This window comes from Pseudomonas sp. P4_B3, from assembly GCF_056402295.1.
The window spans coordinates 187915-202098 of sequence record NZ_JBFUHR010000002.1 but is presented as its reverse complement, the minus strand read 5'-3'; the positions used below and the strand labels follow the sequence as shown (position 1 = coordinate 202098).

Below are 14184 nucleotides of genomic sequence, written 5' to 3'. Positions count from 1 at the left end.
TGGTTGCTCCCCAGATAATTTGAATACGATCAACCGGGACAGTTAGGTTTCTGCAAGCAATTTTATTCGCTTCAGTGCCACCCAGATCTCTGTCGTAGCTGCCGTGAGAAAAATAGGTTTTCAACTCACAACAAGAGATCTTCCTGTCTTCAAAATCTACTTTTTGCTAATTAAAACAAATACTTGCAGCTTTATAGGAGCGCAGCAATGAACGCAAAAGTACTGGGTCTTGTGGCACTGAGTGGGTTGGCAATCGCGGGGAATGCGATGGCAGAGAGCGTCACCGTTATCTCGTACGGCGGGGCGAGTAAGGATGCTCAGATCACGGCTTTCTACAAGCCGTTCGAGAAGGAAGCCAGTACGGAAGTGATCGCCGGTGAGTGGAACGGTGAGATGGCCAAGGTGAAAGCCATGGTAGACACCAAGAGCGTGAACTGGGACATCCTAGACGTGGAGGACAACGATCTCGCGCGGGGTTGTGGCGATGGGCTGTTCGAGCAGCTCGACTACAAGCGTCTAGGGATCAAGGAGCCTCTGGTCAACGGCGCGCAGACCGAATGCGGCGTAGGTATTTTCGTTTGGTCGAATGTGCTTGCGTACAACGCTGACAAGCTCAAGGTCGCGCCCACTGGGTGGAAAGATTTCTGGGACCTGAAGAAGTTTCCTGGCAAGCGCAGTTTGCGCAAGTCTGCGCGCGGCGCCCTTGAATTCGCCCTCATGGCGGATGGCGTAGCTCCGGCTGATATTTACAAGGTGCTCTCCACGCCGGTGGGCGTCGATCGTGCCTTCAAGAAGCTGGATGAGATCAAGCCGAACATTCAGTGGTGGGAAGCTGGCGCTCAGCCGCCGCAGTACCTCATGTCCGGTGACGTAGTGATGAGCTCGTCCTATAACGGCCGCATCCACGTCGCTCAGCAGAACGGGGCCAATCTGAAGATCGTCTGGGACGGCAACCTCTACCAGTTCGATGAATGGGCCATTCCGAAAGGGACTCCCAATCTGGACGCGGCTTACAAATTCATTTCGTTTGCCATGCGGCCGGAACAACAGAAGCTGTACACCGAAAAAATGGCGTACGGCCCGACCAACACTGCAGTTGCGGCACTGCTCGATAAGAAGCTCGCCAGTGAGCTGCCGACGCATCCGGAAAACATGAAGAACGCGTTGCAAATGGACGTCGAATTCTGGACCGATAACGGCGAATCCCTGGAGCAACGCTTCATGTCCTGGGCCAGCAAGTAACCAGTGGCACCGAGTCACCGTGAGCTCCATCTCTTGGAAAAAAACAGTCGGTTCCATCGGAGGTGGATTCCAAGTACTGGGATGGAGCATTACGTCAAAATCTCTTCCAAAAATCACGTCCTATTCTGGAGTTAACGACCTCGAAGAGTTGGCTGCAAATGTTGACATGCTGATCAATGTGCTAACGCTGACTCCAGCCACACACGGAATTCTTAATCTCAGATTGTTCGAGTGCTTCAAACGTCCAGTACAGCTCATAAATATTGGGCGTGGTGCGCACCTGGTGGAAGCTGACCTGCTGTATGACCTGCACGCAGGACTGATTGCCGGGGCGATGTTGAACGTAGTTTCTGTCGAACCCTTATCCGCAGAAAGCCCCCCTTGGGATCCGACATTTTGATCACTCCGCACGTTGCCGGACTTTCAACTCCGAATAGTGCCTCCCAGCAAATGGCAAAGAACATAAACTTGCTCTTGAAGGTCGAGCGCTTACAAATCAAGTCGGTCTCTCCAAGGGGTATTAGTTATTCCTTGTAGAGGTCTTTTTAAAAGTTGCCTGACTCAATTTGGTAACGGTGCCAAACATGTATGGGCTTGACCTCCTACCAATACAACAATCAGAGGTAGTAGTACGATGGATACAAGTTTTGCTGTAAGTAAAGATCAGGGCCAGGAGACCAGCCTGAAGGCGGGATTAAAACCCCGACATTTGACGATGATGTCTATCGCGGGTGTTATTGGCGGTTCTCTGTTCGTGGGTTCTGGTAGCGTCATTCATAGTGCCGGCCCCGCGGCAGTTCTAGCGTATCTTGCTGGCGGGATTCTCATGATGCTCATCATGAGGATGCTCGGTGAGATGGCAACCTCTTCCCCCGATACTGGATCGTTCTCTACCTACGCCGACCGCGCTATCGGGCGCTGGGCGGGATTCACCATCGGTTGGCTGTATTGGGGTTACTGGGTAATCCTCATGGCCTGGGAATCCTACGTGGCCGGAAAGATCCTGCACAACTGGGCACCCGGCATAAGCGTTAACGTCTTCGTGCTGGCAACGACTCTGGTGCTTATCAGCATCAACTTCTTCAATGTCAAAAACTACGGAGAATTCGAGTTCTGGTTTGCCCTGATCAAGGTAGTGGCCATTTTCTGCTTCCTGGTAGTTGGCAGCCTTGCAGTACTCAATATCTGGAGTTTCGGCACTGTTAGCGGAATCAGCAATTTAACCGAACACGGGTTTATGCCGAATGGCTTTGATCCCGTAGTAGGTGCCATGCTCGGGGTTATGTTCGGCTTCCTTGGTGCGGAAATCGCGACTATCGCAGCATCGGAGTCTGACAACCCGTCGCATCAAATTGTTAAGACCACTAAATCGGTGATTTGGCGTGTCGCACTGTTCTATGTCGGCTCCATCTTCCTGATTGTATGCCTGGTGCCGTGGAATGACCCAATGCTGGGCGAATCCGGCTACGGCTCGTACCGCCGTACTCTCGAACTGCTTGGCATCCCTGGGGCTGAGCTGATTATGAATGTTGTGGTGCTGACATCTGTGAGCAGTTGCATGATCTCAGCCCACTACACGGCGTCCCGTATGCTGTTTTCGCTCGCGAGTCGTGGTGACGCACCGGCTATTTTCAAAATTACCTGGCAAAAAACCGGTGTGCCTATCTATGCCGTCATCGGTTCTTGCGCGATTTCCGTGGTTCTAGCGCTCATTAACTTCAGCGAAACTCTGCGCCCCAAAGATGTGCTCGATACGCTGATGAACATTACCGGCATGATTGCTTTGCTGGTTTATCTGGTGATTGCGTATTCGCAGCTTAAAATGCGTCGCAAGCTGAAGGACCAAAGCCAAGATAACCCGCTCAAAATGTGGCTCTATCCTTGGCTTACCTGGGCAGTGATTGTGTTCATTCTGGCGTGCATCGTGATCATGGCTTGCATGCCTGAATACCAAGTCCTGGTTGTGTCTACAGGTGGTGCGGGGATCCTCGTCGCACTGATCGGCATCGTCCATCAACTGCGCTGCAATTCCCGCTAAGCCACGATCCCTATTGGTTCGGATATCTGGCAGCCAATGCTGAGCAGCTTCGTGATTAGGTGGAGCTGATCACTATTATGGGCCAGGCGGCGGACAGGATGTCTACCGCCGGTAGGGGTACTTTGCGAATGCTGCTTCTAGAATGGGCATGGGGGAATAACGTGCGAAATTGCATTTCACCATCGACGGTAAATGCCAAGGAGCACTGATGAGTTATGGAATTTTCGGTGGCGCTTACCGCCCCCGGGCGCCGGTGAAACACAAAGTATTCGTGAGCTACCATCACCACAGTGACCAGGCTTGCTACAACGCTTTTTCAAACGCATTTCATGTTACCTGCGATGTGATCTACGACAACTCCCTTGAGCGCAGCATCGATAGCGATGACGTCAATTACGTGATGCGCCGTATTCGGGAAAATCACATCACCGGCACGTCTTGTACGATCGCATTTGTTGGCGCGGAAAGCTCAAAGCGGAATTACATCGATTGGGAAATCTCGGCGACACTTGAAAAAGGTCACGCCCTGATTGGCGTACGCCTACCCACTGCGGAGTCACCACCGATGGTGTACATCACTCGGCCATCGAGCACTTCGCCCTGAGTGCCCAGGCGGTAATCGCCTTCGGCGGCGTGGGCATGCGTGGCCATGGTCGAACAGTTGGCCGCCGTTAGCGTTATTACACGCCAGGCGAGAGATCTCGAGCCTAAGAACAATGCCGATGCGACCGGGCGCGACTTCTGCGGTCATGCGTGTAAAGCCGGTCCCGCAAGTGATGCTGAGTCCAGAATGTCCAAAATTTTCGTTGACAGCATGACTTTCAGTCGTCCGGTGGCAGGTCTGCATGGGGGAGGGAACAGTTGCATCCTTGCTCTTCTGTTCCGCCGCAGCAAAGGACCAATAATCGGGTGAGTTAAGAGTAAATCACCAAGTGAGCCGTTGGCGTCGATCTGTGAGGTCTTGGGAGCGTTGTATGGAGGGGCGAAGACGCTCCAGTCAACCAGAAGTAATTCGCGTGATTCATTGGGGAAAGTCAGCAGAAGGTGCGATCGTCCAATGTGCTTCCGTTATTTATTGACGAGCGTCAGCAGCTAGCCGAGACCAAGGCTAGGAGTGGGAGAACATCAGCTTTACTCCAGCCGCTCCGAAAACTAGCGCAAGGGTGCCTTCGATCCACCGGCGTGCTCGGCGATATCCCCGAATCATAGGCGCGGTGGAGAAGACGATCGCATAGCTACAGAAGATAGTGACGCTAAGCACGGCGCAACCGGCCAGAATAATCGCGACTGTTTTTGGCGAAGCTTGCGGCCCCAAGCCAAGGGTCATGGTAGCGATCCAACCGAGTAGTGCCTTGGGGTTTGTGAGATGCATGAGCAAGCCGCGCTGATACAGGCTGAACCCCGAGACTTTTGGCGCGGCCGCTAGCTCTTTCTCGAGCCGCTCATTGGACGTTAGAGCAGAGCGGCCTGCTTTGATGGCAAGGAAGAGCAGGTAAGCACCGCCAACCGTTTTTAAGACGCCCAGCGCTTGCGCATATTGTGCCAGGACCGCTGAGACGCCCGTGGCTGCCATCGATCCCCAGAAAATCGAACCACTGATGACACCCGCTGCTAGCAGGAGCGCAGGCTGCCTGCCTTGGTTCATCGCGACGCCCATTATCCGCATGTTGCTCGGTCCAGGGCTCGCCGCTCCAACAATATAGGCCGTGAATACGAGGAGGAGATGGTGGTAATCAAATGACATTAAAAGCCCCTTAACGAAGTTCTATGCCAGTCAGCGGCTCTGTTGCTAGCAGTCCTATGACGGGGCGATGATGGACGACCACAAGAGCCGACCCGCGCGGACTCCTCTGTAAGCCTCAGTGCGATGCTGTCTGAACGCTATATTTCACGCCCGGATTGGTGGATCTCCGTTACAGACATGGTGAATATCAGTTTTGATTTGCCATTATTTGAGTAGGCATGAGGTACGTCTGTTTTTGCTACGGCTGAGCAACCCGCAGAAATGCTCAGTTCGGTATCACCTACTGTGAAGTGAAGTGTCCCTTTCTCCACGTGAAATAGCTCAGTTGTGCCGTGAGGATGCCCTGAGGAGGCAAAAGTTTCGCCGGGAAACATTTCCCAGCGCCAAAGCTCAATCATGTTCGGACCACTGGTTCCAGCCAGGAGCCGAGCCGTCCCCCCCAAGTTTCCTGTCCAGAGTGTGGGGATATCCTTACTTTCGATGAGGTGGGCAGATGGGGCGTCGGACACGTTCACGACATCAGCAACTGAAAGACCCAAAGCAGCAGCGATTTTGCAAAGGATCGCGATGCTTGGGTTAGCCGTGCATTTCTCTATCTCGACCACCATGCCCTTGCTGACACCGGAGCGACGGGAAAGCTCGTCGAGAGTGATTTTCCGCTTCTTTCGTTCCTCTTTGAGCCTACGGGAAACTGCCTCGCTAACGGTTTGAACGTCGGCCCCGGTGTTGGTCGGTATATTGACTATTTTGGTCATTGGTCGCTAGTATGAAATGAATTTTAGGATTAAAGGGATTCTCTGATGCTGTCCGTACTGCCGTCAATCGACCAAGACGTAATCAATTTGGCACCTGAGTTCAGAGCGCTCAGCATTGTGGTCGAAGCTGCACCAATCGCCAATCCAGATATTGGCAAGGACGCTTTGTCTCGAGCCTGTCAATCAGTCACGGCGGGTGGTGCTCTATGGGCGGAAGCTCACCTGACCGCTTGGGCGGATCTCTTCCGAAAATTCGGTGCCAAGCCGCAGCGCACTCCTTGCTCAGCTGAAGCTCTTCGCAAACGAGTCCTGCGTGACGGTAGTCTGCCGAGTATCGATCCAGTGGTTGATCTCTATAACGCCATCAGCATTGAGTATGCAGTTCCTGTTGGCGGTGAGAACGTCGAAGCCTATGTGGGCTCGCCGCGACTCGCTGTAGCTGATGGGTCGGAACCTTTCGACACCATGAAAGAAGGTGCTCCAGCCCACGAATATCCTGATTCTGGCGAGGTTGTTTGGCGGGACGATAAGGGGGTGACTTGCCGTCGTTGGAATTGGCGCCAGGGCGTCAGAACACGGCTCAGTGCAGATGCGAAGCACATGTGGTTCATTCTGGAAAGTCTGCCGACAATGCCGCTCGAGGCATTGACTGAAGCGGGTGACAAGCTGATAGAAGGCCTGCAACTGATGATGCCAGGCGCTCAGATTGAGAGTGTACTTATCGGTCCAGGTGCCAATTAGTAAATAAGCGAGACGGCACGGGCTGCTTGTGGGGATGCATACGGGGTTATGTCCAATCTTGCCTCGCACGCAGCCTTTTTGATCGGCGGCAATCATGCCCAACCACATCACGTTGGAAAAGCCTGCAGCTGAATCGAAGAAATCTCCATAGCGCATGGTGTCGATTATTGAGCGATGTATGCTTCGGAGTCAGTCCGTCCTGTGGTGATCTAATTGCAGAATCACACAATGGAGTCATGAACTATGTTTACCGGTCTTAGCGCATTTCCTTTGACGCCAATGAATGAGCAGGGTGTGGATGAAGGAGCATTTACTCGCCTTGTGGAGCAACTGGTGGCTGCGAAAGTAGATTCTATCGGTGCGCTCGGGTCTACAGGAAGCTATGCGTACCTTTCTCGGACTGAACGCTCACGAGTTACGCAGTTGGCAGTAGAGGCAGCCGGGAATGTTCCCGTCATGGTAAGCATAGGATCGCTGCGTACACGTGATGTGCTGTTGTTGGCAGAAGATGCGCAAAAGGCGGGAGTCAAAGCATTGTTGCTGCCGCCCGTTTCCTATCAGAAGCTATCAGCTGAAGATGTTTTTTCGCTGTACGAAACGGTCACCGCCAATATCTCCGTCCCGCTATGCGTCTATGACAACCCCGGCACCACCCATTTCGAATTTACTGATGAGCTTCACGGGCGAATTGCCCGCCTGCCGAATGTGCACTCGATCAAGATCCCTGGCGTTCCCGAAGCACCAGATCAGGCCAGGGCACGAGTCGATCGCCTTCGGGCACTGATTCCGGAGCACGTAACGATTGGGGTAAGCGGGGATGTATTTGCTGCTACTGGATTGAACGCAGGCTGTGAGGTCTGGTACTCCGTCATTGGGGGCTTGTTCCCGAAAACAGCCCTGGCAATCACGCGTGCTGCGTTGTCGGGTAACGCCGAAGAAGCGACTCGCCTTTCCGAATCTTTGAAGCCCCTATGGGCCCTCTTCACACAATTTGGGGGAAGCTTCCGCGTTGTTGCAACGGCGGCCGAGCTTCGTGGATTCACCCACTCTCCGAGCTTGCCATTGCCACTCAGAACCATAAGTGGAGCAGGGCGTCAGCAAATTGCTGCGGTGATCGACGAGCTCGAACTGAGCTGAGCAGTAAGTGCTGCGAACGCATCCGATACGCCGAGCTGCGTCTTTACAATGATACAGCTCAGCAGGTGCGGTAGGGCCGATGTTGAGTCGGCTTTGACCGGCGCAGTGACCCTAATATTGGGCGAGCAGATCAGTTATAGGAGCAAAGTGAATGTACATCCCCCCTCAGTTCGAAGAGTCTCGTGTTGGCGTTTTGCAAGAAGTCATTATGCGAAATCCGCTTGGGTCACTTGTCACTTGTTCGGGTGATGGGATTGACGCCAATCACCTACCTTTTGAACTTGTACTCCGCAGCGGAGCGCTTGGGGTGCTGCAGGCGCATGTGGCGCGGAATAATCCCCTATGGCATGAAGTCGCCCAGGGCAGCGAGGTGTTGGTGATATTTCGAGCTCAAGATGCGTATATATCGCCGCAATGGTATCCGAGCAAACAGGATTTCCATCAGCAAGTCCCCACTTGGAACTACCGGGTCGTGCACGCATTTGGTCGTGTGACGTTTCACGATGATGCTCAGTACGTGCGTCGTGTCGTAGCAAAGCTGACCAAGTCTCATGAAGCAACTCAGCCCACGCCTTGGAAAATGACCGATAGTCCCAAGGAGTACATAGATGCCATGCTGAAAAAAATTGTAGGGGTCGAGATCGAAATCACGAGGCTAGCGGGGAAATTCAAGCTCGGTCAGGATGAGGAAGCCCGTGATATCCGAGGTGCTGGCTATGCTTTGGTCTCGCGTAATGAGCGAGGAATTGGATTAGCCATGCTTGAGTGCGCTGATAATAAAGACATTTAGCATCTTCCTTCCCACTTACAAAAAGRCGCCTCCTGAAATAAAGGAGCACTTCTATTCGTGACGCTCCTCATAAAAATCGTCGGCACTTATGAATTGTCTTTGCAGTGAGGACGCGTCAGAAGAAGGTGGCTTGCTGAGGCATTTTTTTGAGATCGCTGCTTCGGGCCGGCGGGCCGGCTTACTCAGTTTGAATCACACCGAAGCCTCGTTCGACATTTGAGCGGAATTGTCTCAGGTTCCTTTTATGCATCCAGCGCTCGTCATATTGGGGGCAACTGATGCTTGATCGGGTATGCAGATCATCGAAAGATTTCCTATTACGTATCATCGCCATACATGGGCCGGCCCATCAGTGCCTAGAGCTTCAAAAACGTTGTGAAATGGTCCTTGTGATCCAGCAGGAGCTCACGAGGCAAGATAGTCGCCACACTTCCTCGATGCTGCAATCCGTGTGATAGCACGTGTGCAAGAACCTGCTCTTTCGTCATGTTGCCTGGGTTTCCATCCTTGAAAATAAACGCAACCGGATCAGACAGTTCGATTGCAGTGATCGACTGGGTGTAGTTCACAAACCATTGATTCGCTGAAGAAAAGCACTCTTCCAGTCGACCCAGGTCTTGTTTCTGTTCGGTCAGGATGGAGTCAAATTCATCCGGTTTTCCCTGCAGTCTGGCAATGAACAGCTGGTCAACAATATTGATATGGGCTAGCCAGTAGAGTGCTTCCTCCATTTCCGTTGGAAATTTTTTTGCCGCGGGGGCTTTCAAGCACTTGAACAGCTCCTCCTCAGACCATGCCTTGTATTTGTAAAGCGAATGAAGAAGGTTCGTGGCACTCATGGTGTTCTCCTGGTTTTCTAATTTTCTGGCTGCCCTGGACCTTCTGATGGGAGTGCGGATAGGGTTCCTTCCCGCAGGGGGATAGCCATGCATGGTCGGATGGGTGGAATGGTCAGTATATTGACTTTTTTAGTCAATAGCTGATAGTTTGAATGGCAAGCGACGAAAGTGGCCATGTGGTAGCCGAGTGAAGGGTGATTGGCCTGGTGCGGGCGATGTGCGATCCCTCACCATCTGCGTTTGCAGATGACGATGATCTCGCTCAACGCTTCAGAAGAAGGCCTGCACTGCACAGGAAAGGCTCACTGCAGCACTGAATTTCAGAAGGGCGCCGCCTTACGGGTGGCAGGCTCAGAGATGGCGAGAGGGTGTCTCAAATCATGAAGTACGTCAGCACACGGACGCCTGGTAAAGAATTCGAGTTCAGCGAGGTCCTCATGGGGGCGTACGCACCGGATGGTGGGCTTTTCGTTCCTCGCAACGTTCCTCGCTTCAAAAGCGAAGATCTCCTGAAGCTTGAATGGCTACCATTTCACGAACTGGCACGTCATGTAATCGAGCCGTTCCTAGGTGGCTATATCCCTCAAGATGAACTGTCTCGAATTCTTGAGGAGACATTTGACCGTTTTAAAAGTAACGCTGTTGCGCCGCTCTACCAGACGGCTACCAATGAGTGGGTATTAGAACTATTCCATGGTCCGGCAGGGGTCTATCAAGACTTCGGTCTCCAATTGATGTCTCGTCTGGTTGAATACTCTTTACTAAAGTCCGGAAAGAAAGCGCTTGTCGTTGGTTGCACTGGTGGAGACACGGGTGTCGCAGCCATCAAAGCCTTCAATGGCATGGAAGGTGTGACTGTGATTGTTCTGCATCCTTCCAGAGGAATAACAGATGAGCATCGGCGGCGCTTATTAGGCGCTGCCGAAGAAAATGTTGTAAATATTTTGGTTGAGGGTGATTACGCCGATTGTCATCAGCTGTGCGAAAAATTTCACAGAGGCATTAACGAAACAGGTCAACAATTAATATCTTTCAATTCGGTGAATTGGGTTAGGGTGCTGGCGCATCTGTCCTTCTACTTCTACTCGTCGCTTCAATTAGGTGCGCCTAAAAGAGAGGTGGCGTTCAGTGTGCCTACCGGAAATTTTGGTGCTCTCTATGCAGGCTATATTGCAAGGGAAATGGGGTTGCCCATCAGGCAGCTAATTGTAGCAACGAATACCAACGCGGGTTTGCATAACTTTCTTCAGTCTAACCTCTATAGGCGTAATGAGATTCGTACTACCAACACGCCTTGCATGAATGTGTCGTTAGCCTCTAATTTCGAGCGGCTGCAATGGAGTATTCTCAATAGGTGCAGTGATAAAGTGGCTAGAAATATGGAGCTACTAGAGATGGATGGCCAAATTCAACTGGAACAGGATGAGTGGTTAGAGGCGCGAAAGCTATTTGATTCTTTGGCGGTAGAGGATGCAGAGGCATTTTCCTGTATTCATGAAGTCTTTGTTAAAAGTGGTTACTTGATCAGTCCTAATACCGCGATTGGATTACGAGCTGCGCGAATTAACAGGCGTAGCTTACTGACACCAATGATCTGCTTGGCCACGACGCATCCTTCAAGCTCTGCGTCTGTTCTGGCTGAAGCCGATGTTCAATCTCCAATGAGTGTGGTGAGTGCTCACCCCTTCTCTAATGACGAATGCATTTCAATTTCCAATGATGTTGGCATCCTTACGGAACTCATCAAGGCGATATCCCAAGACACGAAGTCTCGCTCGCTATAATCCTGGAGTTAGAGATGAAACGCGTTTTAGATAAGACGGATGAAAGAATACTGGAAGAGCTTACTCGTAATGCTCGACTTGCGCATAACGATATTGCCATGAAAGTTAATTTGTCTAGGAATGCTGTCAGGCTCAGGATTGAACGGTTGGAGCGGGACGGATATATCAGGGGTTATACCATAATCAAAGGTGGGCCACCTTCCGAGGTTGCGCCAATTAATGCCCTTATTTTTGTGTATCGAAAAGACCGAATGCGCGGTGCTGAAGTAGTGCGTTCAATTGTCTCAATGCCTGAGGTCGTGTCCTGCAATGTAATGAGTGGTGACCTGGATATTGTAGTGACAGTTGAAGCGGCAAGTTCGGATTGTATTCATCGGGTCTGGAGCGACGTATCCACGTTGCCAGGAGTTCTGAATACGGTTACGTCATTTGTATTGTCTTGCACGAAGTAGGTTGCTAGGAAATCAAAATGCTCTCTCCTTCGAGCATTTTGCTCGCAACAATGATCGGTTTGCCATATTCGTATGAGCACTGCTGCAGTTTAGTATTTCAGTACCGAAAACATAACAATGAGGCCCATGTCGTGACTGAATATAAAATTGCTTTGCTTGGTTTTGGTGGTGTAAACCGTGCGTTGACGCAGCTCATTGCAGATAAGAACGAGCACTGGGCTAATGAATTTGGTTTTAAGCTAAAAATTGTTGGTGTTAGTGATCTTTACTTTGGCTCCATTATCAACAAGAACGGGTTGGATGCCCACGAATTGGCCGCAGTTCCTGCTGTAAAAGGGGGGTTTAGAGCATTGCCAGCGGGCAGTGCTGAGCCTGCCAATGAGACGGTTATCCGTTTCTCGGGGGCCGATCTTATCGCCGAGGCGACGTTCACCAACCCTGTAGACGGAGAGCCAGCTACGACTTTCTGTCGCTGGGCTCTGGAGAAAGGTATCAGTGTGGTCACCACCAACAAAGGGCCGGTGGCGTTGCACGCTGAAAGCCTGAAAGCATTGGCCAGAAGCACCGGTGCCCAATTCGAGTTTGAAGGCTCGGTAATGAGCGGCACCCCTGTCATTCGTCTGGCTAAAGAGTCGCTGGCCGGCTCGGAAATCAGCGGGTTTAAGGGCATCTTGAATGGTACGTCCAATTTCGTACTTTCTAGCATGGAAGAAGGTCTCGACTTCTCTGATGCAGTCGCCAAGGCTCAGGAACTCGGTTACGCAGAAGCTGACCCCACCGCAGACGTGGAAGGGCATGATGTTCGTCTTAAAGTAGTCATTTTGGCGAATGAGCTTTTGGGGGCGAAGTTGACTCCGAGCGATGTCCTTTGCAAAGGCATCTCGGGGATCACGTCAAAAGATATCGCCGAAGCAACGAAAGCCAATGCCCGGTGGAAACTAATTGGCAGCGCGGAAAAAATGAGCAATGGCTCCATCACTGCATCTGTTAGTCCTCAATTGTTACCTCAGGGGGACGCACTGGCCGGTGTGAGTGGTGCAACGAATGCAATTACCTTCACTACTAACCTTCTGGGGCCGGTAACGGTTGTCGGAGCGGGTGCAGGTCGGTTTGAAACAGCATTCGCCTTGCTCTCGGATATCGTCAGCATTCACAAGAACAAAACTAAGATAGGTAAATGATCATGAATAGCTTGAGTCTTTCGCTCGCTGTTGATTATAAAACCATAACAGTTTTGAGCCCGTATGATGGCGCTGCAGTTGGAGAGGTGACGGACATACCCGCTTCATTTGCCACTGCGATCATTGATACGGCGAAGCTTGGTGCGCTGATCGCCAAAGAACTTCCAAGGCATGAACGTGCTCGCATACTGGAAAAAACCGCTGCTTTGGTCGAGAGCGACAAGGAGGCGTTTGCCAGTCTGATTGTTGCCGAGTCGGGAAAAACGATCAAGCAGGCGAGAAAGGAGGTTTTACGCTGCGTCAATACGCTGAAACTGTCCGCTGAGGAGGCCAAACGTAATGCTGGCGAAGTGATTCCGTTTGACTCCTATGTAGGATCCGAGTCCCGTCAAGGATGGTTTACTCGGGAGCCTTTGGGTGTAATTGTTGCAATTACCCCATACAACGACCCACTCAACTTGGTCGCTCACAAGTTGGGGCCTGCGATCGCTGGCGGTAATGCTGTTGTACTCAAACCCTCTGAGCTCTCTCCATTATCTGCCATTAAGCTGGTGGCCTGCCTGAACGCTGCGGGTCTCCCTCCTGCGGTCGTGTCCATTGCAACTGGAGGGGCCGCGCTGGGCAAGGCACTGGTCGCTCATCGAGCGGTACGTATGGTTTCCTTCACGGGCGGTTTTGTTACCGGTGAGCAGATCTCTCGCAATGCAGGCCTTAAAAAACTGGCGATGGATTTGGGGGGCAATGCCCCGGTTATCGTCATGGGCGATTGTGATCTGAATGAAGCCGTTGAGTCCTGTGTATCAGGCGCTTTTTGGGCTGCCGGGCAAAATTGTATCGGTACCCAACGAATTCTTGTTGAAGAGACAATATATGAAGAGTTCAAAAAGAAATTCGTTGTGAAGACAAGTGCTTTAGTCGTGGGAAATCCTGCTGACGAAAGCACGGATGTTGGGCCAATGATTACTGAAGCTGCTGCAAAACGCACTGAAGAAGTAGTCGTCGAGGCAATCGATAAAGGGGCTAGCCTGTTATTTGGTAATGTACGCCAAGGCTCGCTTTACTCACCGACGGTCCTGGAGAATGTTAGCCAAAGCTGTAAAGTTTGGTGTGAGGAAGTATTCAGTCCGGTTGTCATTCTTCAAAGCGTGGCCTCGCTCGATGAGGCGCTGACGCTGGCCAATGAGCCAGAGTACAGTTTGCATGCGGGTATTTTTACCAGCAATTTGAATGTCGCCATGAAAGCAGCTAAACGGCTCGAAGCCGGCGGCGTCATGATTAATGACTCATCTGACTATCGTTTTGATGCAATGCCATTTGGTGGTTCCAAATACGGCAGCATGGGGCGTGAAGGTGTGCGTTTTGCATATGAAGATATGACACAACCAAAAGTGATTTGCTTAAACGGTGTTGGCGGAAGTTGATTAAAGGATCGATGTGAATCCCTAGGATTAAATCGGGTCCTCGGCAAGGCTCTTCTGGTC

At 51.7% G+C, this 14184-nt stretch carries 13 protein-coding genes and 1 pseudogene; 11 read left to right on the top strand and 3 right to left on the bottom strand.

Annotated features, from left to right (window positions below):
• The first annotated feature begins 207 nt into the window (after window positions 1-207).
• From AC1DWG_RS02995 to AC1DWG_RS02980, 4 genes and pseudogenes are all read left to right on the top strand, one after another.
• Window positions 208-1242: an ABC transporter substrate-binding protein gene (locus AC1DWG_RS02995; RefSeq protein WP_108217373.1), complete on the top strand. Its 1035-nt coding sequence runs from the start codon at window positions 208-210 to the stop codon at window positions 1240-1242.
• 19 nt (window positions 1243-1261) lie between these two features.
• Window positions 1262-1642 (top strand): NAD(P)-dependent oxidoreductase, encoded by a 381-nt coding sequence (locus AC1DWG_RS02990; protein WP_477762145.1) that lies wholly within the window; start codon window positions 1262-1264, stop codon window positions 1640-1642.
• Window positions 1643-1876: 234 nt separating this feature from the next.
• Window positions 1877-3280 (top strand): amino acid permease, encoded by a 1404-nt coding sequence (locus AC1DWG_RS02985; RefSeq protein ID WP_477762144.1) that lies wholly within the window; start codon window positions 1877-1879, stop codon window positions 3278-3280.
• Window positions 3281-3488: 208 nt separating this feature from the next.
• A pseudogene (locus tag AC1DWG_RS02980) lies at window positions 3489-3776 on the top strand (TIR domain-containing protein); the annotation flags it as partial.
• Between the two features lie 612 nt (window positions 3777-4388).
• Here the strand turns inward: AC1DWG_RS02980 and AC1DWG_RS02975 are convergent.
• Both AC1DWG_RS02975 and AC1DWG_RS02970 read right to left on the bottom strand, forming a co-directional pair.
• A complete protein-coding gene (locus AC1DWG_RS02975; protein WP_477762143.1) occupies window positions 4389-5024 on the bottom strand; it encodes a LysE family translocator in 636 nt (211 codons plus the stop codon).
• Between the two features lie 137 nt (window positions 5025-5161).
• Entirely contained in the window at window positions 5162-5779 is a 618-nt protein-coding gene (locus AC1DWG_RS02970; RefSeq protein WP_108217379.1) for a helix-turn-helix domain-containing protein, read from the bottom strand.
• 45 nt (window positions 5780-5824) lie between these two features.
• Between AC1DWG_RS02970 and AC1DWG_RS02965 the strand changes: the two genes are divergently transcribed.
• The 3 genes from AC1DWG_RS02965 to AC1DWG_RS02955 all read left to right on the top strand — a co-directional run bounded on the left by AC1DWG_RS02965 (window position 5825) and on the right by AC1DWG_RS02955 (window position 8447).
• Window positions 5825-6520 carry a B3/B4 domain-containing protein gene (locus AC1DWG_RS02965; protein WP_108217380.1) on the top strand — a complete coding sequence of 232 codons (696 nt, stop codon included), beginning with the start codon at window positions 5825-5827 and terminating at the stop codon, window positions 6518-6520.
• A gap of 243 nt (window positions 6521-6763) precedes the next feature.
• Window positions 6764-7657: a dihydrodipicolinate synthase family protein gene (locus tag AC1DWG_RS02960; RefSeq protein WP_429541880.1), complete on the top strand. Its 894-nt coding sequence runs from the start codon at window positions 6764-6766 to the stop codon at window positions 7655-7657.
• Window positions 7658-7808: 151 nt separating this feature from the next.
• On the top strand, window positions 7809-8447 hold the full coding sequence (locus AC1DWG_RS02955; RefSeq protein WP_477762142.1) for an FMN-binding negative transcriptional regulator: 639 nt from the start codon (window positions 7809-7811) through the stop codon (window positions 8445-8447).
• A 356-nt stretch (window positions 8448-8803) separates the two neighbouring features.
• Here AC1DWG_RS02955 and AC1DWG_RS02950 read toward each other — a convergent pair whose 3' ends face one another.
• Window positions 8804-9286 carry a DinB family protein gene (locus tag AC1DWG_RS02950; protein ID WP_477762141.1) on the bottom strand — a complete coding sequence of 161 codons (483 nt, stop codon included), beginning with the start codon at window positions 9284-9286 and terminating at the stop codon, window positions 8804-8806.
• A gap of 380 nt (window positions 9287-9666) precedes the next feature.
• On the opposite strand from AC1DWG_RS02950, the gene thrC reads away from it, so the two are divergent.
• From thrC to AC1DWG_RS02930, 4 genes are all read left to right on the top strand, one after another.
• Complete coding sequence (gene thrC, locus AC1DWG_RS02945; RefSeq protein ID WP_477762140.1) at window positions 9667-11070, top strand: threonine synthase; 1404 nt, start codon at window positions 9667-9669, stop codon at window positions 11068-11070.
• Between the two features lie 14 nt (window positions 11071-11084).
• Window positions 11085-11522, top strand: a complete 438-nt coding sequence (locus AC1DWG_RS02940) for an Lrp/AsnC family transcriptional regulator (protein ID WP_477762139.1) — start codon at window positions 11085-11087, stop codon at window positions 11520-11522.
• Between the two features lie 131 nt (window positions 11523-11653).
• A complete protein-coding gene (locus AC1DWG_RS02935; protein WP_477762138.1) occupies window positions 11654-12703 on the top strand; it encodes a homoserine dehydrogenase in 1050 nt (349 codons plus the stop codon).
• A gap of 2 nt (window positions 12704-12705) precedes the next feature.
• Window positions 12706-14124 (top strand): aldehyde dehydrogenase family protein, encoded by a 1419-nt coding sequence (locus tag AC1DWG_RS02930; protein WP_477762344.1) that lies wholly within the window; start codon window positions 12706-12708, stop codon window positions 14122-14124.
• Window positions 14125-14184 lie beyond the last annotated feature (60 nt).